Source organism: Anaerolineae bacterium (assembly GCA_013178165.1).
Taxonomy (GTDB): Bacteria; Chloroflexota; Anaerolineae; order Aggregatilineales; family Ch27; genus Ch27.
On sequence record JABLXG010000003.1, the window covers coordinates 142,031 to 165,741 of the forward strand.

The following is a 23,711-nucleotide window of genomic DNA, read 5'->3' on the forward strand; positions in this document are numbered from 1 at the left end:
CTATCCTTTGAGACCGGTGAGCGTGATGCCCTGGATGAAGTAACGCTGCAGGAAAATGAACAGAATGAGCGTCGGCACGACCGACAGGACCGTGCCACTCATCAGCAGGTTGAGGTTACGCGCCTCGGCGGCGAAGGTCCGCAGAGTATTGAGGCCCAGCGGTACCGTGTACAGATCGCGGCTGTTGATCACCAGCAGCGGCCACAGGAAGGCGTTCCACGAGCCAATGAAGACGAACGTCCCCAGCGTGGCCAGGGCCGGGCGCGTCAGCGGGATGATGATCCGCCAGTAGATCATCGGCTCCGGCGCTCCGTCAATGCGCGCCGCGTCGATCAGTTCATCGGGGATGGAGACGATAAACTGGCGCATCAAGAAGATGCCATAGGCAGAGGTGATACTGGGCAGGATCAGCCCCTGGTACGAGTCGATCCAGCCAAGCTGGCGCACGATGTAGAACACCGGGATCAGGGTGACAAAGAAGGGGATCATCATCGTCGCCAGGATGATGTAGAACAGCACTTCCCGCCCCGGAAACTGATATTTAGCGAAGGCAAAACCCGCCAGCGAACTGGTGAATAGCACGCCGATCACCGTGGAAATGGTCACGATCAGGCTGTTGAGGTACAGCCGACCAAACGGCAGGACATCCAGTAACTGGGTGAAGTTCTGCCACTGGACCTCTGCGGGGTACAGGGCCGGCGGGCGGCGCTGAATCTCGCTGGAGGTCATCAGCGAGGCGTCGATCATCCAGGCGAAGGGGAAGACCATCATGATCGCGCCGATGATCAGGATGGCGTACTTGAGCGCTGTCCCCAGCCGTTCCAGCAGCAGATTTCGCTCTTGCATCATGGCATCCCCCTCAGGCAGTAGTGCGATCGCGGAACAGCCGCAGCTGGACGATCGTGATGAGCAGGATGATCCCGAACAGCACGAAGGCCATCGCCGAGGCCCGGCCCATCCGGGAGTACTTGAAGGCGGTATTGTACATGTACAGCACGACCGTCATCGTGCTGTTGGCCGGCGCGCCGCCGGTAGTGGCAAACACCAGGTCGAAGACCTGCAACGCCCCGATGGTGTTGGTGACGATGATGAACAGCATCACAGGCCGTAGCAGTGGCAGGGTGATGTACCAGAGTTCCTGCCAGTAACTGGCGCCGTCTACCCGCGCCGCGTCGTAGTAATCCTGCGGGATATCCTGCAGACCGGCCAGATAGATCACGATGTAGTAGCCCACATACTGATAAACGGCGATGGCGATCAGCACGAACATCGCCTGGTTGGGATCGTTCAGAAAGCCCTGCCGGGGCAGGTTCAGCACCACCAGCAGGTTATTGATCACGCCGTAATTGCGGTTGAACATGAAGGCGAAGATCACGCCCAGCGCCAGCGGCGCCGTGATCACCGGCAGGAAGTACAGCACCCGCCAGAGCGTACGGCCCCGGATTTTGGTGTTGAGCAGCAGGGCAAAAGCCAACCCCAGGACGACATTCGTGGTCACGCCGCCGATGGCAAACAGAAAGGTGTTGCCCAGCGCCTTGGGAAACACATTGTCCCGGGTGAAGATGTAATCATAGTTTTCCAGCCCGGTGTACGGCATCTCCGCCACCGGCGTGATCATGTCCCAGCGGTGCAGGCTAACCCACCCGCTGAACAGAATCGGCCCCAGCGAAAACACCAGCAGCCACAGAATGGGGATGGCGATGAACACATACCCCCAGATCATCCGCCGGCGCATCAGGCCGCTGCTCGGCCAGGAAGCAGGACGCCACCGCGCCTGGCCGTTGATAGACACATTAGGAGGGCGCATTGCATACCTCGCTTACTGGCAACAGGGATGGCGGTCAAACCCGCTGGGAACCGCCGGGGAAGGGCGGCAGGCCCCTCCCCGGCGGCAAGGGTACTGCGGTTAGCCGCCCGCGCCCGCCCGGAATTCTTCCAGAATGGCGTTGGCTTCCGGCACCACGTAGTCAATCAGCGACTGCGGATCGGTCATGCCCGTGAACAGCGATTCGATCTCAACCTGGAGCAGGCTCTTGATCTCCTGGCTGCCGCCGATCACCGGCTCCTGCCGCGCGTAGGCGGTAGAGGCCACAAACGGCGCCAGGAAGTGATCGCCCAGGTCCTCAGCAAAGGCGGCTTGATCGGGGAGCAGGCTGGGGATCGCGCCCAGCTCATTGACCAGGAAGTTGCCCATCGGCGAAGGCTCGCCCTCGCCACGCGGCGTGTTCATCCACTCGACAAAGTCCCAGGCTGCTTCCTGGTTGGGGGAGTTGGCGTCAACGCTCCACAGCCAGTTGTAGGCCAGGGTGGAGCTTTCGGTGCCGCTGGGGCCGACCGGGATCGGGGCGACCCCCACTTCGGTCTCATAGTCGATGTTCTCGGAAGCCCGCAGGGTGGCCCGCCACCAGTTGGCCATGATGATCATGCCCACCGTGCCGTTGGGGAAGTCCCAGCCAGAGATGCTGGTGTCCATCCCGCCGCTGTCCAGCAGGTCCTGGTAGAGCTGGAAGACTTCCAGCCCGGCCTGGTTGCCAAAGGCGACTTCGGTGAAGTCCTCGTTGAAGTACTCGCCACCATTGGAATACAGCAGGGCCATGAACGGATGCACCACACCGGAGTCCCAGCCGGTGATCGCGGCGAAGCCGGTCTGGGTCACCGCGCCGGTTTCGTCCTTCTTGGTGATGGCTGAGGCGATCTCAACCAGTTCCTCGAAGGTCTTGGGCGGTTCGCTGTAGCCAGCCTCGGCCAGCAGCCGCTTGTTGTAGAGCAAGAGGTAGGTGTTGACCTCCGTGGGCACGCCCCACAGCTGGTCGTTGTAGGTCACGCCGACCACAGAAGTCGCGGCAGCGTTCTCGCTGACCCAGGCAGCCAGGTCTTCCGGCATCGGGGCCAGCAGACCGCCATTGGTGAACTCCGGCAGCCACAGGTTGTAGATGTGATAGATGTCAGGGCTGGTGCCAGCGGTGCGGGAGGTCACAATACGGGTGAGCAGCTCCTCAAACGGCACAGTTTGCAGTTCGATGCTCACGTTGGGGTGCGCCGCCACGTACTCGTCGATCATGGCCTGCTGGGCGACAAGCAGACGCTCCTCACCCCAGTGGGTGAGCACGGTCAGCTTGATCGGCTCCTGAGCCATGACGCCGGGGGCCAGCCCCGCCAGAAGAACGGCCAGGATAAGAAGAACTGCGACAGGACGCTTCGACAACATCTTTTCCTCCCTGAGACAAATAGCATTGCCTGGTGTCATACAACACCGGATGGATGGTCCCGGCTGGTCACCCGGCGTATAGCAGGGCGGCCCGCCGCTGTTCGGCGAATACCGCCTGCCCGCCCCGCCAGCTTTCGACCAGTTCCGGGATAGGGCGATTGGCGTCCAGGTGCCTGCGCACCGTATCGCCACCGGCAAGAAGATCGATCGGGTAATGTCCCCCGGGTTCCCAGGGTTCCCGCCAGCTAAAATGATCGGGGTAGGCCAGCCTGACCTGCCGGATCAGGTGCAGGATCATGGTCACCGGCTGGAAGATCTCCCGATCGGTTACATAAACGTGCACCCCCCGGCAGGATTGTCCGGCATGCTTGCTGAAGGTCGGTGTAAAGTACACCGGTCGGAAGCGCACTCCCGGCAGCCCCAACCCGTTCAGGTCCCGCGCCAGGCGCTCCGGGTCGCTGATCCAGGGTGCGCCAAGATACTCAAAAGGTTTGGTTGTGCCGCGTCCTTCGGAAAGATTTGTGCCTTCGATCAGGCAGGTGCCGGGATACAGGGTCAGCGCGGAGAGCGTCGGCAGGTTGGGCGAAGGCGGGATGAACGGCAGGCCAGTCTGGTCGTACCACATGGCGCGCTGCCAGCCGTGCATAGGGATCACCGTCAAATCGCAGCCGATGCCGAAGGCCTCGTTGAACAGGCGGGCTGCCTCCCCGATGGTCATCCCGTAACGGATGGGGATGGGGTACAGGCCGACAAATGAGGCATAGGCCGGATCAAGCACCGGCCCCTCGATTTTCAGGCCACCCAGCGGCGTAGGCCGATCCAGGATAATTACCGGCAACCCGGCTTCCGCCGCCGCCCGCATCACATAGGCCATCGTGTACAGGTACGTGTAAAAGCGCACGCCGCCGTCCTGCATATCCACGACCAGGGCGTCCAGCCCGGCCAGCATCTCCGGAGTGGGTTTCTTGGTGTCTCCATAGAGGCTGTACACCGGCAGACCGGTCACGTGATCGGTCGCTGTTGATACCTTTTCACCAGCCTGGGCTTCCCCGCGGAGGCCATGCTCCGGCCCGAAGAGGGCCGCCAGAGTGAAATCGGCCGCCGCATGCAGGCGCTCCACCGTGCTGACCAGATCGGGATCGACGCTGCTGGCGCTGACGACCAGCCCGACGCGCCGCCCCCGTACACTTGCCGGCGGCTCAGCCAGAAACCGTTCCAGACCCAGGATGACCCTCATTGGGGCGCCTCCGCAGTAGAACCCCGGACAACCAGCTCAAAGGGCAGGATGTGCAACGTCTCCTCGACGTCCTGCCCGTCCATCAGCCGCAACAGCGTCGTCACCGCGCTGGCCGCCATATCTGTAAACGGCTGGCGGATGGTGGTCAGCGGCGGCGTGGCGTAAGCGGCAGCCTCGATGTCATCAAAGCCCACCACAGAAATATCCTGTGGAATGCGCAACCCGGCCTCAACAATGGCCCGGTACGCGCCGATGGCCATCTGATCGCTGGCAGCAAAAACAGCTGTCGGGCGCGGATCACCTTCCAGCAGCTCGCGCATGGCCCGGTAGCCAGAGGCAAAATCCCAGTCCCAGGAGGCTTTCATCAGGTAGACCACCCGCTCGTAAGTCAGACCATGATCGGCCAGAGCGCGGCGGTAACCCTCCAGACGCTGCTGAGAGATGATCATCGGCGCAGAGCCAGAAATGTGAGCGATCCGCCGATGCCCTAGCCGGATCAGGTGCTCGGTTGCCACATACCCCGCCCGGACGTTATCCACCATCACCGTCGGCACAGCAGAATCAGACTGGCAGTCGATCAACACAGACTGGATCTCTTCTTCGGCCAGAAAGCGCAGGGTGCGTTCGCGGTCCACCGAGTTGACGATGACCAGTCCGTCAACCAACCCTTCAGCCACCGCCTCCAAGCTTTCGCGCTCGCGCTCCGGGCTGTTGCTGACGTTGTAGAGGATGACTTTGTAGCCGTTGGCGTGGGCGGCGCTTTCCACCGCCTCGGCAATCACGGAGTGAACGGGGTTGGTGATGTCCAACACCAGCAGGCCGATCAGGCGGGTCTGGCGGGTGCGCATACTACGGGCGATCGGATCGGGGCGATAGTTCAGTTCATCAATGGCACGGAGCACACGCTGGCGGGTTCGGGTGGAGATGCTACCCGTCCCGTTGACCACGCACGACACTGTCTGCACGGAGACACCGGCGAGTCGCGCCACGTCTTTCATGGTAGGCGTTTTGGCGGCCATGCCCCCTCCAGACCGCGAAAGTGAACGTTCAATTGAACGTTCTACCTGACTCTATCACAGCTTATTGCCCAATGATCCTTAAAAAAGAATTGAGATTTCTTCCATCGTGTCACCTGAGTTACTGCAACCCACTTCCCATCACGGTCTCACCAACTGCTCATCCAGCTACCCGGCCAATAGCGGATTGATCCGGTATAATTTGCAGACAAAATGGTTGGAGAAAGGTTGATCGGATGAACACGGAACTTGCGACGCTGGGCGGAGGATGCTTCTGGTGCCTGGAAGCGGTCTATGAGCTATTGCGGGGTGTTCTCAAGGTAGAGCCTGGCTATGCCGGTGGGCATGTCCCCTTCCCCACTTACCGCCAGGTTTGCACCGGCCTGACCGGCCATGCTGAGGTCGTTCAGATCACCTATGACCCGGCGGTCATCACCTACCGGGACCTGCTGGATGTCTTCTTCACCATTCACGATCCAACCACGCCCGATCGGCAGGGCGCTGATGTCGGCCCGCAGTACCGTTCGATCATCCTCTACCACTCCCCGGAGCAGAAACGCATCGCGGAACAGACCATCGCAGAGGTGACCGCGGCAGGCCTGTGGCCCGCGCCGATCGTCACCCAGGTTGTGCCGCTGGAAGCGTTCTATCCGGCGGAGGACTACCACCACGAATACTTCCGCAACAATCCGGAGCAGGGCTACTGCCGGGTGGTGATCGCGCCCAAAGTCGCCAAGTTCCGCAAGCAATACCTGGATCGCCTCAAAGCCTGATGCTGGCTCCCCGCCCCCGGCCCGCCGGGGGCTGTTTTTGCCGCAGACCCCGACCCTGGCATGGTGTACACTGGAAATGTGAACACTGCAGCGCCGTATCACCGCTGCAACACCAAACCAGTCAGGAAAGGGGAAACACCATGCGCTCTGCTGCTCGCCTGATCGTGCTGTTGTTGGGGGCTGCGGCGACCCTGGCCGCGCTCATCCCCGCTGCCGCCCAGGGGCCGCTGGCCCCGGATGGCCTGCCGGGCCAGACTTACCTGGCGCCATTCCCGTTGACCATCACCCTGGACGGCAACCTGAGCGACTGGGCGGGCGTCCCGCGCGTGACCGTCCCGCCTGACGCCGACCTGACCACCGGTGTGCCAGCGATCACCTTCGCCGCCGCCGCCGATGCCACCTACCTCTACTTCATGGCTGATGTAATCGACAGCAACATCATCAGCGGCGCACACGGCACCGAATACTGGAACGAAGACTCAGTCGAGTTCTATGTCAATGCTACAGGCAACCTGACCCTCCGCGAGTATGTGGATGGCGTGGCCCAGATCACCATCCCGGCCCTGAACATTGGTCGTGCGCCGGAGGAGGCCGTGATCGGCGGGATGCGCGGACTGACGGCGAATGCCCTGGCCACCGCCGCCACTACGCCGACGGGCTACGTGGTTGAGGCTGCCGTGCCATTACACAATGACGTCTGGGACATCACTGTCGCGCACGGGGCGGTCATCGGCTTCCAGGTGCACCTCAACGGCGCATCCCGCGCCGACCGCGATACCAAGCTGATCTGGTCGGTCTTCGACACTGCTGATCGCTCCTACCTGGATCCGTCGCTCTTCGGGCAGCTGATCTTCTTTGAGATCGGCCAGACGGCTATTCCTCCCACGCCAACGCCGATCCCCACGGCGACGCCCATCCCGCTCCCCTCCGGCGCGCTCTACCGGGACTCCACCGCCTCGATTGACGACCGGGTAGAAGACCTGCTGGCCCGGATGACACTGGCCGAGAAGATCGGGCAGATGACGCTGGTGGAGAAGAACAGCATCCGCCGGGCCGATATCACTGCACTGGGCATCGGCGGACTGCTCAGCGGCGGAGGCGGCTATCCCGACCGCTTCAACAATACGCCAGAAGCCTGGGCCGAGATGGTCAACAGCTTCCAGGCGGAAGCGCTGCGATCGCGCCTGGGCGTGCCGCTGATCTACGGCGTGGACGCCGTGCACGGCCATAACAACGTGCGCGGGACGGTGATCTTCCCGCACAACATCGGTCTGGGCGCGGCGGACGACCCGGCTCTAATGGAGGAAATCGGGCGCGTCACCGCCCTGGAAATGATCGCGACCGGCATCTACTGGAACTACGCTCCGGTGGTGGCCGTCCCGCAGGATATCCGCTGGGGCCGCACCTATGAAGCCTACAGCGAGAACACCGAACTGGTCACGCGGCTGGCGGTTGCCTACCTGCGCGGTCTGCAGGGGGACGATCTGGCCGATCCGGCAACCGTGCTGGCTACACCCAAGCACTACGTCGGCGATGGCGGCACGGCCTGGGGTAGCTCGACCACCGGCGAGTACATGCTTGACCAGGGTGTGACTGATATTGACGAGGCGACTCTGCGCGCCGTGCATCTGCCGCCCTACATCGCCGCCATCGAGGCCGGGGCGCAGAGCATTATGATCTCTTTCTCCAGCTGGGGCGGCCTGAAGATGCACGCCCAGCGCTACCTGATCACCGACGTACTCAAGGGCGAACTGGGCTTCAGCGGCTTCGTCGTCTCCGACTGGGGTGGGATTGACCAGATCTCGCCCGATTACTACGCTGCTGTCGTGACAGCCATCAACGCCGGCATCGACATGAACATGGTGCCCTACGACTACCGCCGCTTCATCGACACGCTGACCGCCGCTGTGGAAAACGGTGACGTACCCCTGGCCCGGATCGACGACGCTGTGCGGCGCATCCTGCGCGTCAAGTTCGCCCTGGGACTGTTCGAGCATCCCTTCGGCGATGACGCGCTGCTGGCGCAGGTTGGTTCGGCGGAACACCGCGCCATAGCTCGCGCTGCCGTGACCCGCTCGCTGGTGCTGCTCAGAAATGAGGGCAACGTCCTGCCACTGGACCCGGCCACACCGGTGATCTTCGTCGGCGGTCAGGCAGCAGATGACATCGGCATCCAGTCCGGTGGCTGGACAATCGAGTGGCAGGGCGCGGTTGGCGAGATCACCGAAGGGACGACCATTCTGGAGGGCATTGAGGCCGCTGTTGACGGGGCGACGCAGGTCTTCTACGACCGCTTCGGGCGCTTCAATAACGCTGGCGGTGTGACGCCCGACGCCTGCATCGCCGTCGTAGGCGAGCAGCCCTACGCGGAAGGCATTGGCGACCGGGCCAACCTGGCGCTGGCCGAGCCGGACATTGCTCTGCTGGCGCGGATGCGCGGCCTCTGCGCGAAGCTGATCGTAATCGTGATCTCCGGGCGGCCACTTATCCTCACCGATCAACTGGAGGATATGGACGCACTGGTGGCGGCCTGGCTGCCCGGCAGCGAGGGCCAGGGCGTGGCCGATGCGCTGTTCGGCCTGCAGCCGTTCACCGGGCGATTGCCCTTCACCTGGCCGCGCAGCATGGATCAGGTGCCGCTGAGCCGGCTCAGCGCCGGGGAAGAGCCGCTCTTCCCGCGCGGTTTTGGCCTGCAGACCGGGGAGTAGTCTCGGCGAAGAAAGAGAGACCGGCGTCGGCAAGCGGAACAGCGCTGACGCCGGTCGCAGCAACTCAGCTTACGAGCACAGCCTCCATCACGCCGTCCGTGTAAGACTGCTGGATGACATGGCCCGGCGGCACAACCAGAAAATCGGCGGGGTCCCACTGGCCGTTGACCAGCGCCGCCAGCAGGCGACGGTTCCCTTCCTTGCGCTCAAAAATCCAGCCCTCGGCCTCCGCCTTGGCGCGGGCCATTTGTTCGTAGGGGGCCGGATCACCCAGGCCGGTATCGATGAAAACGGCGCGGGTGTAATGGCGCGACCAGCGGCGCATCTCTTCCACCAGCATATCGGCCATCTCCTGCCCGTACTTCTCCACATAAGCCGCGTACTGATCCTCGTCGAGGGTCATGTCCACTGCGCCGAGGGCCGTCGTTTTGCCGTCGGAGCGCTCCAGGTAATCGACACTGTACCAGTACGTACCAGGATGGGCGTTGAACTCCTCCTGGTAGCGTTCCCGCGAGCCAAGATAGAGGGTGATGCAATCATGCGCGCGGGGGATAACCAGCGGCGTGTGGCGGGCGGCCAACCCGACGGTGGAGGTGCCGCACAGGCCATAGACCAGCAGGATGGCGTCGCATTCCCCCGGCGCGATGGCGTCGATCTGCTCCTGCAGGGTTGCCCGCAGACGGCGCGGGGTATTGTGCAGCCCCTGCTTGAAGAGGCGCACGGAGATGGTATGCGGCGATGTGGCGGCGACGGCGTAGATGCTGCGCGCCAGCGCTTCGCAGGTCAGGGCGATGAAATGGCTCATAGCGGGCAGGCGCTCCTGGGTGCGGTTTGAACCGGGCGTTGCCGCCAATCTTACCGCTGCCGGGGGGCGTACTTCAACTATACTACTAGGCCTCTTGGCGAACGGTTTTCAGGCAGGCTCTCCTGCAAAAAGTTGCTCAGCTGTTGCTTGATCTGCTGGCTCGGTGCTATTCTCCGACTTGACTCATGGCGCGTAGCTTTCCTTCTTTGGAATGGAATTCGCTATTTCAAAAGGATAGCGCATGCCTCCCCTTTTTACAGAAGTTTACTGACATCACCGTCGCCAAAGGCTTATGAGGGCAAGAAACAGAGACGATTTAACAAGCACGCTTTAGGAATTTCAGGGAGAAACATCTATGAACTGGCAGCGTGTCAGGCAGTGGGTCTTTCGCATGTGTTTTTGCTTCTTGCGGTCGCCTACGTAGTAGTTCAAGAGCCACCATTCGAGCGCGTAATGGAGGTTATTCGAACGCTCGGAGAACTGTACCTCTGGCCGATGGTGGTTTTGGTGCTTGCCGGATGGTCTTTTCGTGAACCAGTAAGTCGGCTAATCGATCGCGTAAGAAGTCTTCCCACTCCCTTAGGCACAGTCGAGTTGTTGTCTATCCCTATGGTACAGGGTCAGCTTGATAAAAATCACCCAGGGAACATTTTCTGGCTTGCTCACAATCTCCAGCATACCCAACTTAGACTTGAGCTTCTATGGCCGAAAAACGAGGTAATTGCCATGTTGGACCGTAGTATCTATCATGCGCGACAAGCGCAAGTGCCAAGTGAGATTATTGGCCGACTTGAGGATGTTAGACAAAGAATAATGGACACACCTCCAGACAAAGCACTCTGGCACGAGTATGCTCAAGAACTTGAAGTAATATTCCGCACAATCGCAAAAGTAGCTGAGAACAGCCATCCCAAAGGGGACGAATTCGTCTTGCCACCTGGATAGAGGTAGGGCAAGGCAACTTTCTCGGTGCAGAAGACATTAATGAGCGTGAACCAGTACCGCTCGTTGTGGTTACATTGGTGACACCCTACTTCTTCCTCCCCCGCAGCACCTGATGCACCCGCTGCTCGGAGATGCCAAACCGCCGCGCCAGGTCCGGCACGCTCATCCCCGCCGCATACTGAGCGCGGATCGCCGTATTGCGTTCACGTTTGAGGGGTGATACGGGAGCCGGGGGAAGCGAAAAGCCACGATACAGCTGCTGCAGAACGCGGCTCGTGGCTTGCTCAAGCGTGTATAAGGTTGTGCCCCATAGGGGGCTAATCGTCCGGGGATTGCGCGCTTCGCGTTCCGGCGGAGCACGCATCGGTGAAGCGATGGATTAACGGCATCCGGCTGGTCTACCTCTGGAGTATCTCCACAGCGAATCTATCAGGTCTTCCGCGACAGTTGAACGCTACGACACCCCGTATCAGCTACACAGCGGCTCTATCCGGTATTGCTCGCGCTCCTCGCAGGTGAAATCGCGGATGTAACGATTCGCCTTTACCCAACTCAGTAAGTCCTCGAGTGACCACTCGCTGACCTGCCATTCCCGCAGTGTACCGTCCGCAGACGCTGAATAGAGTCGCCCGGCATCCGGGCTGAATGCGACATCGAAAATCCAGCCCATGTGGCCCGTGTAGCGGTGAACCACCTGGGCCCCTGCATAGTCCCACACAATGACGCTGCCATCCGATGATCCGGACGCCATCAGGCGGCCATCCGCGCTGAGATCAAGGCTCCACACCGGCCCATCATGCCCCACAAACTGCCTGATCCTCTCACCGGTCTGGCTGTCCCATTCCGTGATGCTGCCATCATTGCTGGCGGTGATGATCGTGGTTTCGTCGGGGCCATAGAGGATACTCAGCACACACGCCGGCTGCTCCGGATAGGATCGGATTGCCTGGCCGGAGGCGATATCCCAGCGTGTGGCGTCCTCAAAATAGCACGACCCGCTTATCGCCTGCGTTCCATCCCTGCTAAACGCGATCGAGGTGATGTCTTCCGAGGTATCAAACTGCCTGACGATCTCCCAGGTCTCCAGGTCCAGGAGAAACAGCTCACCACCCAGGTCATCCTCGCTGAAGTCCTGCGTGCCAACGAGCGCGTACCTCTCATCCGGGCTGAAAGCCGTACTTCGATAGGGAAACTTACGCCCGTTCATTTCCTGGCTCGCTTCTCCTGAATCGAGATCCCACAACGTGAGACGAGAGGCCATCACCTGGCTATCCGTTTCCAGGGCTGCTACCAGGGCATACCGCCCACCGGGGTCAAGGGCAATGGCGCCCGGCGCAACGGTCAACCCCTGACCTTCAATCAGGCGAGCCAAAGCCGCAGATGATGTTTCGAATACCCACAGATTGCCTGCGGACGTGCCTTCGCCAGCCACCAGCCGGCTACCATCCGGACTGACTTCAAGTGCAAAGATCGGTGCTTCTGCGCTATAGCGATGCACTTCTTCCTGCACAGCAATGTTCCATATCCGGACCGTCCCATCGCTGGAGGCGGTTGCCGCCAGCCCGCCATCCGGACTGAATGCCACATCCCAGATGCGCTGCGTATGCCCGGTCAGCAGTTGATCCTGCCACCAAACTTCGGTGTCCCACAGGTAAAGCTCCGTGCCAATCGGGAACAGCACCGTGCGGCCGTTCGGGCTAACCGCGATGCCACCACCATAGGCGCCGATCATCCGCTGCCGGAGCTCAACGCCGGTCTGCACATCCCACAGGCGGAAGGAAAGGTCCGAACTGTTGGAGAGAATCGCCGCACCGTCCGACACAAAAGCCACGCCCAAAACACCCGAGCTATGCCCCTCAAACCGCCGCACAACCTGACCGAAGAGCGGGGAAGCCGGCTCAATATCCCAGATGAGAATGGTCCGATCATCCGATGCGGTCGCCGCGCGCATGCCATCCGGGCTGACCGCCACCATGTTGATACATGCCGTATGGCCTTCCAACCGGCTGAGGATTTGGCCGCTGGCTGCATCCCACATGATCACAGCGCCGTCTTCGGACGCAGACAGGATGGCCTGCCCGCCGGGCACAAAGATCACGTCGTTGATCGCCCCGGAATGACTTTCCAGGCGGCGGAGTTCGCGGCCTGCCGCCACATCCCACACGCTCAGCGTCCCGTCAGCCGAGGCGGACACTGCCCTGATCACGCCTTGCTGATCGGGTGCGAAAGCAACGGCGTTGATCCAACCGGTATGGCCCTCCCAACGATTCAGCCTGTCACCGGAGTCCAGATTCCACTGGATCAGTTCGCCACGATCACAGTCACCGCCTTCAGAAACGTTGTGGGAACACCCCGCTGACAGGAGTGTGTGCCCATCAGGGCTGAAGGCCACCGCCGTGACCTCACCCTGATGTCCGGCCAGTACCATGCGGGTTCCGGGAGCAAACGCAACATTGGCCAGCGTATTACGCACATCCGCCGGTGGCTCGTCGATGGCAGCCGCCTCCAGGGCCAACGCCAGCGCCAGGTCCCCCCTACCCACCTCGGATTCCTCGCGCGCATTGGCGGCCAGCACCAGGCTGTGATTGACCGTAGCCTCGCGCTCAGCCTTCTTACGCGAGTCAGTAGCTTCGCGCTCCTTGGCAAAGGCAAATACGGAGAGGACAAGCGCAATCACCAGGAACCCCGCCAGGCCCGCCACCAGGAAGCGGAGCCAGTGCGTTGCCCGGCGCTGGGCAGCTGCGGCCTGCCGGGCCGATTCTGCGGCCTCCCTGGCCAGCGCCAGCTCACGTGCCTGCCGCTCGCGTTCGGTCTCGTCGTGCTGGTGCTGCGCCGTGACGCTGACCTCTAGAAACTCGCGTTCTTCCGGGGTCAGGGCCAGCGGAGCCTGGGCCAGCCAGCTACTGAACTGTTCCAGGCGAGCGCCATGCAACAGGTAACTGGGGTCACGTCCGGCGCTCAACCAGTCGGCGGCGGCCGTCGCAAGCCAACGCTGCTGCCGGATATCATGGCGGCTCTCATCCAGCCAGGCCTGCAGCCGGCGCCACTCGCGCAGGATGGCCTCGTGCGCAACTTCCACCACCGGTGTGCGCGTAGCCGGATCGTGATCCAGCGACAGCAGCCGGTATCCGGTGTAGGTATCGATCAGGGACTCCATCAGATCAGGGTCGACAGCGATTGCCAGTAACTCCGATCGCGACGCGCGGCGGCGGGTGTCTTCCGCGCCTTCGCCCAGCGTTACCAGCCGCAGGAACATCTGGCGCGCAGCCTCACGCCCCGCTTCATCGAGTTCGTCATAGAGCGCGTCAGCGCGGCGGGCCAGCGCGCCGGTAATCCTGCCGATTTGCTCGTAGGCGCGATGGGTCAAAGAACACTGCTCGCGGTTTTCAAACAATTCAGTCAGGGCATACTGCAACAACGGAAGCGCGCCGGGCTGGTAGTGAATCTCCGAAACAATCGTCGCGATTAACCCTTCCTCAAACATCACCCCCACCTGCTGGGCGGGCTTGCCAATCGCCCGCTGGAGTTCGTCCGCTGAGAGTGGCAGGATCGTTTCCATCCGACTTCGCACCATCTCGCCAAATTCCGGATAGTGCAGCGGTTTGTCATAGAAGTCCGCCCGCAGGGTGATCAGCACGCGTACCCGGCTGCGGGGTGCGGTCACAGCGGTGTACAGCAGGTCCAGGAAATGCTGACGCGCCGCCTCATCCTCAACCAGGGTGAAGACTTCCTCAAACTGATCGACAATCACCAGGAGTTCACTGTCATCATCCGGCAGGATCAACTGCGCCGCGCGCAGCAGGCCGCGCGGATCGCGGGTCAGTGGCTCGTGCAGGTTACGCGCCTGGTCCGCCGCTACGCGCATCAGCGCGACCTCCAATTCGTCCAGCGGGTACGCTCCGGGCAGCATATCGACGATGAACCAGCGCTCCGATCCTGGCAGTTCGCCGCGCCACAGGGCCGGGATCAGCCCGGCGCGTACAACACTGGATTTGCCACTGCCGCTTGGCCCAACTACTGCAAGGAAGCGTGCAAACTCAACATGCTCTGTCATTCTCGCCACCAGGGCGGCTGTCAGTTTCTCACGTCCGAAGAAATCACGTGTATCCGCCACCTGAAAGGGTCGCAGCCCTTTGTATGGGTTCTCCGGCTGAAACAGAAGACTGGTAGCCGTTCCCTCTCCGGTGAGAACAGGCAGGTCGAAGTCGCTCTCACCATCAACGACCAGCCGCAATTCGCGCGCCCGGACGATGCACTGCATCCGGCTGCGTACCCCAAGCTTGCGAAAAATCTTGTTGATGTACCATTTGACGGTGGTGATCTCCACAAAGAGGTCCTGCGCAATGTCCCGGTTCGATGCCCCGGCGATCATACGCTGCAGGATCTCCTGCTCGCGGCGTGTCAGCCGTTCGACGATGTCATCCCCTACCATCACCCGGTCAAGGCGGGCTGCCTCGCGAAACGCGGCCGCCATCCCCAGCGCATCGCCGTAGCGGCGAGCCGGATCCTTGGCGGTTGCCTTCTGTATAACGGCGTTAACGTCGTCACGCACGCTATCATCCAGAGTGGGGATCACTGGCAGCGGGTCATTGATGTGCCTGTACAGACGCTCCACCGAGGTTAAGCCAGGGAAAGGGTGCTCACCGGCCAGGACTTCGTAGAGCACAACCCCCAGGCTGTAAATGTCCGTGCGTGGCGTGACTGGTTCGCCGCGCGCCTGCTCAGGCGAGATATAGTCCAAGGAACCGACGATCACATCTGCGCTGGTCAGTCCCATCTCTGAGCGCTCAATATCTTTGGCAATGCCGAAATCGGCCAGGTATGCGTTGCCATCCTCATCCAGCAGGATGTTGCCCGGCTTCAGGTCGCGGTGAATCACGCCGCTGCGGTGGGCTACCGCCAGCGCCGCCGCCACCTGGTCCAGCAGCAGCGCCGTGGCGGCAAGCGCATAGGGGCCATCGTGCAGCGCATCCGCCAGGCTGCCGCCCCGGAAGTAACGCATGACCAGGTAAGCGCCTTCCGGGTCGCGCCAATAATCGTACAGCGGCGCGATATGCATGTGCTCCAGCCGCGCGATCGTCTGCGCTTCGATCTCAAAACGCCGGATGAACTCCGGGTTGTTAGCCAACTGCGGCAGGATCGCCTTGATGACGACTTCCCGCCCGACCGTCACCTGGCAGGCCCGGTAGACCGCGCCAAAGCCGCCTGCTCCGATCAGCTCCTGCACTTTGTAGCCTTTGAGCACGGTGCCTGTCAGGTCGTTCATGGCCGCCTCCCACTTACTTACACTGTTTTCATTGTATGGGGAATTTCGGCCACAGGACGCGATTCCATACCTATTCACACCGGAATACCCAACCTTTTCCCATCTCCCGCGCAGGCAAGGGTCGGCATACGATGAAATCAGCCGTCATAGCCGCCATCATCACCACGCAGATGCACGGCCAGGATGTTGAGGAGGGTTACACCATGTTCACCGTTCGAGCCAGAACAGTTGTCGTCGTTACGCTGATCGCTTGCCTGGTGATGCCCATGCTGATGGCCGTACCGTCAGCAGTGGCTCAGGAGGAGCCGCCCCGGATCGGTCTGCACCCCTTCGCGGAAGGTTACGCGCTACACGGCCCGTACTGGGTGGGCACGCGCCAGTTGGTGATCGAGCCGGAAGCCGAGCGTCCCCTTCCACTGACGGTCTGGTACCCTGCGCTGAATCCTGACGGCGCAGCGGAAGCCGTCACCTATACCTACCAGGCCAAATGGATTCCTGGGCCAGACTTCACCCCGACCGTCGCCGGACACGCCCTGCAGGATGCCGCGCCGGACATGGTCGGCGCCCCCTATCCACTGCTGGTATTCTCACCTGGCTGGGGAACGAATCCCGCATCGTATGCCAACCTGCTCGAACACACCGCCTCCTACGGGTTTGTCGTGCTGGCCCCCGATCATCCGGATCATGTGTATTTTATGCAGGAGAACCCCTTCAGCGAGGTGCCTATCAGCGCGATCGAGAACCCGCGGGACATCACCCGGGTCCTTGACTATGCCGCAAGCCTGACGGCTGACGGTGGCACATTCGCGGGACTGCTGGACCTGAAACGCGTGGCGGTAGCCGGTCACTCGAGCGGCGGTCAGACGGCACTCGCCGCCGGCGGCGCGCGCATCGACCTGCCCGCCTTTAATGCGCGCTGTGCCGCCGCCCGTGCTGCAGGCGATCCCTCTGCCTGGCTGTGCGATCCGTTTGAGCCGTTTGAGGCGGAAATGGCTGCACTGGCCGGGCTTGACGCGCAACCGGAAGGCCTGTGGCCTTCCTGGGGAGACCCACGCGTGGACGCGATCATCACCATGGCAGGCGACTCCTACCTGTTCGGGCCGGACGGGCTGGCCGCGATCAGTATTCCCCTGCTGGCGCTGGGCGGCTCCGCAGATACCGGCACCCCGGTGGACTGGGGCATTCGCCCGGCGTTTGATCACGCCTCCAGCACCCACAAAGCCCTGGTGCTCCTCGACGGCGCCGAGCACGGTATTGTCGCCAACAGCTGCGCGTCCTCGCCCTGGCTGGTGGACATCGGCCTGGGGTTCCAATGCGCCGATGCGATCTGGGACAAACTGCGCGCCAATGACCTGGTCAACCATTTCGCAACGGCATTTTTGCTGGCAACATTGACCGGTGACACGGAGGCCGCCGCGGCGCTCGCGCCGGAGGCGGCGGTCTTCCCTGGAATCACCTACAGCGCGCAGGGATTCCCCATGCTGGATACCACGGTCGCCGCGACCGTAGCACGGGACGGCACGCCGGTGCTCAGTGCGGAGGAAATCCTGGGGACCTGGCGCTGGCAGTTGGGCATGTTCCACTTCCAGTTCAGGGCTGATGGCACGTTCCGGGCCAACCAGTCCTACGAAGGGCTGGACGCGGATACCGTTGAGGATCTGGGGACCTATCAGGTGCAGAACGGCGTGCTGACGCTGACCAGCGGGGAGACAACCCGCTTCTGCCGCCCTGGCGAGGTGGGGGTGTATACCGTTTATCGGGCGGAAGGTGAGGATCAACTGGCGCTCGTGGTGCGCGAAGAGGCCTGCTATATGCGCGCACCTTCTTCCCCCCGCCCGCAGCTCTTCAACCAGGTCGACTGATCGCGTGAGGCAGCAGGCTGGGGAAAATCTGACGCTATTCTGAACGACGATAAACAGGCAAGACAAACGCAGCGGGCCCAGTGGGTCCGCTGTATCATGCTCTATTCTGCTGATTGAGTACAAACTGTGTCCAATGCCCCATAGGGGAATACGGGAACGAGGTCAATTTTCCTCCCTCCGCAGTCGTGGCCAGAGTGACAAAATGCGTCATGAAAGCCTTCAGCATGCGGTATCCGCCGCCTGATGCGCCCATGTCAACTCAGGAGGGAAGCCCCACGCTTCACGTCAAGCGTCAGGTGAGCCAGGAACTCCAGCTCCTCCCAGAACACATCGTTGGTGTAGTGGCGCACGATCGCGTGGCTGATGAACATCAAGTCCTCATCATCCAGCTGGGCGATTTCCTCTTCGGTCAGATTTGTGTGCTTCAGGTGTGCGGGCGTGATGCACACAACGGGCAGAAACCGGAAAAGGCTTTCGCTCTCTTGCGGCTCCATCACCTTCCAGGCGCATCACAGCACACGCGACTGCGGGGGTGTCAAGCACCCCGTGATTCGGGGTGCATTCCAGATTGGGGGCAAAAAAGCGAGAAGCTGGCGGAACACTGAGGATGGGTGGGTAATTGGAAACAATACTCGCCCGGCTGGTCTGAGAATGCCCTGATCCCCCCGTGTTGAGCGGATGCTTGTCCTGCGTTCTGCAGTCTTGAGCCACGACTTCGGTGACCTCTGGGCTGTGGCGGCTTGATCCTGCCCCAAATTTGGAATGCACCCGCAACCCCCACCCCCTTGCTGCTTCTTCGCTCAATCGCCGAAGAACAGCGGTAGTTCCGTCCCTTCCGCCCGGCGCAGGGCCAGGATGCCCTTCAGTTCCAGTACCTGGTCGCGCAACATGGCCGCCTTCTCGAATTCCAGCTGCTTGGCGGCTTCCTTCATCTGGCGCTCCAGGTCCTTGATCGCGCGCTCCATCTCCAGCACGGAGAGTTCGGCCAGCGATTCGACCGGGCGCTCGGCTTTCTCCGGGGCGGCGCTCTGACGGACGGCCTGGGTCAGGTCGCGGATTTCCTTGACGATCTGCTGCGGGACGATGCCGTGTTCACGGTTGTAGGCTTCCTGGACAGCCCGGCGGCGGTTGGTCTCGCCGATCGCGTTGCGCATGGCCTCGGTCATGTGATCGGCGTACATGATCACGCGGCCTTCCACATGGCGCGCGGCGCGGCCAATCGTCTGAATCAGGGCCGATTCAGAACGCAGGAAACCTTCTTTGTCGGCGTCCAGGATGGCCACCAGCGAGACCTCCGGCAGGTCCAGACCCTCGCGCAGCAGGTTGATCCCGACCACCACATCATAGACGCCCATACGCAGGTCACGCAGGATGTCCACCCGTTCCAGCGTCTCGATCTCAGAGTGCAGGTAGTGCACCTTGATGCCCATCTCGTTGAGGTAATCAGCCAGGTCTTCGGCCATGCGCTTGGTCAGGGTGGTGACCAGGGTGCGCTGGCCGCGGTTGACGCGGGCCTGAATCTCGCCAAGCAGGTCATCGACCTGGCCGCGCACCGGGCGGACCTCAATTGCCGGGTCAAGGATGCCGGTCGGGCGGATGATCTGCTGGACGACCTGCTGGCTGTGCTCGGCCTCATAAGGGCCGGGCGTAGCGCTGGTGTAGATCACCTGGTTGATGCGGGCTTCGAACTCCTCGAAGTTGAGCGGGCGGTTGTCCAGGGCGCTGGGCAGGCGGAAGCCATAGTCCACCAGTGTCTGCTTGCGGGAGCGGTCGCCGCCGTACATGCCGCGAATCTGGGGGATGGTCATATGGCTTTCGTCGATGACCAGCAGAAAGTCGGCCGGCATGTAGTCCAACAGCGTCCAGGGCGGGCTGCCCGGCGGGCGCTGATCCATGTGGCGGGAATAGTTCTCAATTCCGGAGCAATAGCCCAGCTCGCGCAGCATTTCCAGGTCGTAGCGCACCCGCTGCTCCAGGCGTTGGGCTTCCAGCAGACGGTTTTCCTTGGTGAGTTCCGCCAGGCGCTGTTCCAGTTCGTGCTCAATGTCGCGGATGGCCGCCTGGAGTTTATCCTCCTCGGTGATGAAGTGCTTGGCGGGGTAGATGTCGATCTGGTCGAGGTCCTGCAGAATCTCGCCGGTCAGCGGGTTGACGATCTGCAGCCGCTCCACCTGGTCGCCCCACAGGGCGATCCGGTAAGCGAAGTCATCATAGGGCGGCATGACCTCCAGCGTATCGCCTTTGGCGCGGAAGGACCCTCCTTTTAGCTCAAATTCATTGCGTTTGTAGTGAATGTGCACCAGGTGGCGCAGGATCACGTCGCGGCGGATCATCTGGCCGACGCGTAAATTGAGCACCACCTTACCATAGGCTTCCGGGCTGCCCAGTCCGTAGATGCACGACACGGAGGCTACGACCAGCACATCGCGGCGGCTCATGACCGAGGTGGTGGTCGAGAGCCGCAGGCGGTCGATGTCCTCATTGATGTCGGTTTCCTTCTCGACATAGAGGTCTTTCTGCGGGACGTAAGCTTCCGGCTGGTAGTAATCGTAGTAGCTGACGAAATACTCGACGGCGTTGTGCGGGAAAAACTCTTTGAACTCGCTGTAAAGCTGCGCGGCCAGGGTCTTGTTGTGGCACATGACCAGCGTCGGACGGTTGACCTTCTCTACCACCTGGGCGATGGTGTAGGTCTTGCCGGTACCGGTCGCGCCGAGCAGCGTCTGATGCTTCAGGCCGCGCCGCAGGCCGTCCACCAGCCCGGCAATAGCAGTGGGCTGGTCACCGGTGGGCTTGAACTCTGAGACAAGCTGGAAGTCAGGCATGGGGGAGGCCCTCAGCACTATAATCTTAGCGTGGCTGGTAACCGGAACGGGGTAACGCGATGTTGCCCGGTCACGGGGAACGGACAACTCAGAAGCGAACAATTGTGCGAACCAGAGTTGTCATTATAGCGCAGGGCGGCCAGCTTCGCCAGCTATTTTGGAGGCCAAGGTAAAGGCAACTGGCGATCCACCACCGGCAGCAGGGGGCCGCCAGCATGACTGACAGGTTCTGCCCCCCCACCCTTCTTTTTTTCACACACCGGCTTTGACGCTATACTTGCCGCTGTTTTGCCCTGCTGTACCCTTGCCGGAGGCCCATGACCGTATCCACGCTCCAGCCGCTGACGCTCGGCGGCATCACCATCGATCCCCCGCTGATCCTGGCTCCGATGGCCGGATACACCGACTATCCCTTCCGGGTGCTGATCCGCGCTCTGGGTGGCTGTGGCCTGGTCTATACCGAACTGATCAGCAGCGATGGTATCACCCGCCGCAACCGCCGCACCCTGGATATTGCTGCCTGGGAGCGGGACGAGCGTCCGATCGCCGTCCAGCTCTACGGCAGCGATCCGGCAGTCATCGCCGCCGCGGCGCAACAAGTGGTCGCCCGTGGGGCGGAGATTGTGGACATCAACATGGGCTGCTGGGTGCCCAAACTGGCCCAGAAGGGCGCGGGAGCAGCCCTGTTGCGCGACGTGCGCCTGGCGGCCCGTGTGGTGGAAGCAGTGGTCAGGGCGGTGGATGTGCCGGTGACGGTCAAGGTCCGCAGCGGCTGGGACGAGGAGCGCCCGACGGCGCTCGAATTTGCCCGCGCCGCCGAGGATGCCGGTGCGAAGCTGATCGCTGTACACGCCCGTTATGCCCGGCAGGGCTTCAGCGGACGGGCCGACTGGGACATCATCCGCCGGGTTAAGGAGATTGTGCGCATCCCCGTGATCGGCAATGGCGACGTAGCCAGTGCCGCCGACGCAGCCCGCATGTTCGCCCACACCGGCTGCGACGGGGTGATGATCGGGCGCGCGGCGCGGGGTAACCCCTGGATCTTCCGCCAGATCGCCCACGAACTACACACCGGGGAACCGCTGCCGGGGCCAACCCCGGCGGAACGAGCCGCCATCGCCCTGCATCACGCCCGGCTGGCGATGGCCTTCGCCCGGCACAGCGAGGCCGTCACCGTCCTGGAACTGCGCAAGCACTTCTCCCGCTACCGGCTGGACGCACCCGGCGCTGCCGAGCTGCGGCGCGGCCTGCTGCGCTGCGAATCGCTGGCCGGAATCGAGACGCTGCTGTTACCCCTGGCGGCAGAAGCCGACCCGGCGTCACCGTGGCTGGCGACTTTGCCCGCCCTCGCCGCGCCTGTTTGATCAGACCCGCCGGCCCAGCCAGAAGCGCCGCCAGTCGCCGCCGCTGGTCGCCAGCGCGTAAAGCGTGTAGCCGGTAGCGGTCAGGCTGCCCAGCACGATCATCAGCACCAGCAGGATCAACGCCCGCGGCCATGACGCTTCGCGGTAGAGCATCCAGCCCCAGATCAGCAGGAAGCTGATGTAGATATCGATCAGCGTGATACGGCCCCAGGTCAGGGCCACGATCACCGCACCTTCTGTGCCAAAGCTGGCGCTGGCCAGGCCATAGATGATGGCGACGGCCATGATCACAAAACCGATAGCCGCCAAAATTTTCGCCACGGTCATAGGGGCTTCTCCCTTCAACATAAAAACGGCGCACACCCGACGCGAATCGCCACCCGATCGCCACCGATCACCCGCGCCTCCCGCCTATGCCCCGCTACCCTCCAGCGGTGGCCCGCCACGGGTGTAAGTGACGGAATCCAGGACGACCAGCCAGTCGAAGTCAGTGAAACTCCGGGCGGTTAACGGGCTATAGCTTGGATTCCTGGCACTGCCGGAGCGCGTCGGCAACGCGGCGAGTTCCGCATCAGGCAGCCCGGCGCCCCGGTGAGTCGGGATGGCCAGCGCCGTGCCCGGCAGGGCTGTCAGCCGCGCCTCCAGGGAACCGGGTTCGGGCTGGCCGATGCCGTTCGCTTCGGAGGTTCCTACCGCTGTGCCGATGACGGCGTAACGCGGGCCGAACATCGTATTGAGTTGCGATCCCGCTGGCCAGAAGGTATACCACGGCCAGACGGCCTGCCCGCGCTGCAGGTGGCTGGTGTGGGCAAAAGCCAGGACACGCCCCCGCCCCTCCTCGCGGCACACAATATAGGCCAGGTTGTCGGCCATCAGGGCGTCGCGGATGCCAAGCCGGAAGCCAAAGTCCGCACCGGCTGCCGTCGCGGCATGGTAGTTCAGCAGATGCCGGGCTATAGCCACGTAGTGGGCGGCCTCCAGATAGCGATCCTGGCCGCCTCTGGCGACCAGTTCCGGGCAGCGCACCCGCAACTCGGTCAGCAGGTCTTCTGTGGTGATGCGCAGAGCGGTCGCGGCGGGCGAGAGTCCCACCGCCTGAGTCGGGTCAATATTCGCCGCTGGATTTTCCCAGTCGGAATCCGCGCCAAGCAGCGGCTCGATCCGCTGGCGGTACTCCTCGCTACCGGCGACCTCCAGGGCTGCCAGGTAATCGAGGACAGCGTACAGCACCTGCCGCGGGCTGGCCATGCTGCCTGTGGCAACCGGCATATCGAAGCCGTAAAAGTGAAGTTCGACCCGGTGGGCCGGATCGGCGTTATAGGCCCGCATCCACTCGATCAGTTCGCGGTTGGCTTCAAGCTGGCCGAAGCCATGGCTGATACCGGCATCCCGCACGGCCTCATACGAATCCGGGCCGCGACCGACCACGTAGTCATTGGCGATCCGTCCCATGGGGAAGCTGCTCTCGATGGCAATGGCGCTGAAACCATGGGCGACCACCAGCCGTTGGAAGAGCCGGTTGCGGAAAGCAAGAATCTCCTCGCCACCGTGGAGCGCCTCGCCAAGCCCGAGCAAGACTACTGAATCATCCAGGGAGGTGAGGATGCCGTCAACAGCGGCGGTGAGGGTGGCTGGCGAATCGAGGTCGAACGGAATCGCTTCCTGCCGGATCCAGTCATCGAGCGTGCGATAGCTCATCGAC

15 protein-coding genes are annotated in these 23,711 nt (G+C 62.3%); 4 read left to right on the top strand and 11 right to left on the bottom strand.

Features of this window, described 5'->3' with window-relative positions:
- The 5 genes from HPY64_02660 to HPY64_02680 form a co-directional block, all read right to left on the bottom strand.
- Entirely contained in the window at positions 1-846 is an 846-nt protein-coding gene (locus tag HPY64_02660) for a carbohydrate ABC transporter permease (protein ID NPV66031.1), read from the bottom strand.
- Between the two features lie 13 nt (positions 847-859).
- Positions 860-1,735 (bottom strand): sugar ABC transporter permease, encoded by an 876-nt coding sequence (locus tag HPY64_02665; GenBank protein NPV66032.1) that lies wholly within the window; start codon positions 1,733-1,735, stop codon positions 860-862.
- 171 nt (positions 1,736-1,906) lie between these two features.
- The gene (locus HPY64_02670) at positions 1,907-3,208 is read right to left on the bottom strand and encodes an ABC transporter substrate-binding protein (protein NPV66033.1); all 1,302 of its coding nucleotides are present in this window, start codon (positions 3,206-3,208) and stop codon (positions 1,907-1,909) included.
- Positions 3,209-3,275: 67 nt separating this feature from the next.
- Positions 3,276-4,445, bottom strand: a complete 1,170-nt coding sequence (locus tag HPY64_02675) for a DUF1343 domain-containing protein (GenBank protein ID NPV66034.1) — start codon at positions 4,443-4,445, stop codon at positions 3,276-3,278.
- Positions 4,442-5,464: a LacI family DNA-binding transcriptional regulator gene (locus HPY64_02680; GenBank protein ID NPV66035.1), complete on the bottom strand. Its 1,023-nt coding sequence runs from the start codon at positions 5,462-5,464 to the stop codon at positions 4,442-4,444. The genes HPY64_02675 and HPY64_02680 overlap by 4 nt, the downstream gene beginning before the upstream one ends.
- 233 nt (positions 5,465-5,697) lie before the next feature.
- Here HPY64_02680 and msrA point away from each other — a divergent pair, with 233 nt between their 5' ends.
- A complete protein-coding gene (gene msrA / locus HPY64_02685; protein ID NPV66036.1) occupies positions 5,698-6,234 on the top strand; it encodes a peptide-methionine (S)-S-oxide reductase MsrA in 537 nt (178 codons plus the stop codon).
- A 140-nt stretch (positions 6,235-6,374) separates the two neighbouring features.
- On the top strand, positions 6,375-8,942 hold the full coding sequence (locus HPY64_02690; GenBank protein ID NPV66037.1) for a hypothetical protein: 2,568 nt from the start codon (positions 6,375-6,377) through the stop codon (positions 8,940-8,942).
- Positions 8,943-9,006: 64 nt separating this feature from the next.
- Here the strand turns inward: HPY64_02690 and HPY64_02695 are convergent, their stop codons facing one another.
- Positions 9,007-9,747 (bottom strand): DUF1638 domain-containing protein, encoded by a 741-nt coding sequence (locus HPY64_02695; GenBank protein NPV66038.1) that lies wholly within the window; start codon positions 9,745-9,747, stop codon positions 9,007-9,009.
- A 1,414-nt stretch (positions 9,748-11,161) separates the two neighbouring features.
- Complete coding sequence (locus HPY64_02700) at positions 11,162-15,958, bottom strand: protein kinase (GenBank protein ID NPV66039.1); 4,797 nt, start codon at positions 15,956-15,958, stop codon at positions 11,162-11,164.
- A 131-nt stretch (positions 15,959-16,089) separates the two neighbouring features.
- Here HPY64_02700 and HPY64_02705 point away from each other — a divergent pair, with 131 nt between their 5' ends.
- Positions 16,090-17,820: a hypothetical protein gene (locus HPY64_02705; protein NPV66040.1), complete on the top strand. Its 1,731-nt coding sequence runs from the start codon at positions 16,090-16,092 to the stop codon at positions 17,818-17,820.
- 254 nt (positions 17,821-18,074) lie between these two features.
- Here the strand turns inward: HPY64_02705 and HPY64_02710 are convergent, their stop codons facing one another.
- Positions 18,075-18,314: a hypothetical protein gene (locus HPY64_02710; GenBank protein ID NPV66041.1), complete on the bottom strand. Its 240-nt coding sequence runs from the start codon at positions 18,312-18,314 to the stop codon at positions 18,075-18,077.
- A gap of 306 nt (positions 18,315-18,620) precedes the next feature.
- Entirely contained in the window at positions 18,621-20,645 is a 2,025-nt protein-coding gene (gene uvrB / locus HPY64_02715; GenBank protein NPV66042.1) for an excinuclease ABC subunit UvrB, read from the bottom strand.
- 317 nt (positions 20,646-20,962) lie between these two features.
- Here uvrB and dusB point away from each other — a divergent pair, with 317 nt between their 5' ends.
- The gene (gene dusB, locus HPY64_02720; GenBank protein ID NPV66043.1) at positions 20,963-22,009 is read left to right on the top strand and encodes a tRNA dihydrouridine synthase DusB; all 1,047 of its coding nucleotides are present in this window, start codon (positions 20,963-20,965) and stop codon (positions 22,007-22,009) included.
- On the opposite strand, the gene HPY64_02725 is transcribed toward dusB, so the two are convergent.
- Positions 22,010-22,336, bottom strand: coding sequence for a DUF1475 family protein (locus tag HPY64_02725; protein ID NPV66044.1), 327 nt, complete (start codon positions 22,334-22,336; stop codon positions 22,010-22,012).
- An 84-nt stretch (positions 22,337-22,420) separates the two neighbouring features.
- Entirely contained in the window at positions 22,421-23,707 is a 1,287-nt protein-coding gene (locus HPY64_02730) for an erythromycin esterase family protein (protein NPV66045.1), read from the bottom strand.
- Between the last annotated feature and the right edge of the window lie 4 nt (positions 23,708-23,711).

Excerpts from the sequence above, each read along its gene's own strand:
- HPY64_02705 (NPV66040.1), top strand. The coding sequence starts at position 16,090 with ATGAAATCAGCCGTCATAGCCGCCATCATCACCACGCAGATGCACGGC.
- HPY64_02710 (NPV66041.1), bottom strand. The coding sequence starts at position 18,314 with ATGGAGCCGCAAGAGAGCGAAAGCCTTTTCCGGTTTCTGCCCGTTGTG.
- dusB (NPV66043.1), top strand. The coding sequence starts at position 20,963 with ATGACCGTATCCACGCTCCAGCCGCTGACGCTCGGCGGCATCACCATC.
- HPY64_02670 (NPV66033.1), bottom strand. The coding sequence starts at position 3,208 with ATGTTGTCGAAGCGTCCTGTCGCAGTTCTTCTTATCCTGGCCGTTCTT.
- HPY64_02730 (NPV66045.1), bottom strand. The coding sequence starts at position 23,707 with ATGAGCTATCGCACGCTCGATGACTGGATCCGGCAGGAAGCGATTCCG.
- HPY64_02700 (NPV66039.1), bottom strand. The coding sequence starts at position 15,958 with ATGAACGACCTGACAGGCACCGTGCTCAAAGGCTACAAAGTGCAGGAG.
- HPY64_02690 (NPV66037.1), top strand. The coding sequence starts at position 6,375 with ATGCGCTCTGCTGCTCGCCTGATCGTGCTGTTGTTGGGGGCTGCGGCG.
- uvrB (NPV66042.1), bottom strand. The coding sequence starts at position 20,645 with ATGCCTGACTTCCAGCTTGTCTCAGAGTTCAAGCCCACCGGTGACCAG.
- HPY64_02680 (NPV66035.1), bottom strand. The coding sequence starts at position 5,464 with ATGGCCGCCAAAACGCCTACCATGAAAGACGTGGCGCGACTCGCCGGT.
- HPY64_02695 (NPV66038.1), bottom strand. The coding sequence starts at position 9,747 with ATGAGCCATTTCATCGCCCTGACCTGCGAAGCGCTGGCGCGCAGCATC.
- HPY64_02675 (NPV66034.1), bottom strand. The coding sequence starts at position 4,445 with ATGAGGGTCATCCTGGGTCTGGAACGGTTTCTGGCTGAGCCGCCGGCA.
- HPY64_02660 (NPV66031.1), bottom strand. The coding sequence starts at position 846 with ATGCAAGAGCGAAATCTGCTGCTGGAACGGCTGGGGACAGCGCTCAAG.
- msrA (NPV66036.1), top strand. The coding sequence starts at position 5,698 with ATGAACACGGAACTTGCGACGCTGGGCGGAGGATGCTTCTGGTGCCTG.
- HPY64_02725 (NPV66044.1), bottom strand. The coding sequence starts at position 22,336 with ATGACCGTGGCGAAAATTTTGGCGGCTATCGGTTTTGTGATCATGGCC.
- HPY64_02665 (NPV66032.1), bottom strand. The coding sequence starts at position 1,735 with ATGCGCCGGCGGATGATCTGGGGGTATGTGTTCATCGCCATCCCCATT.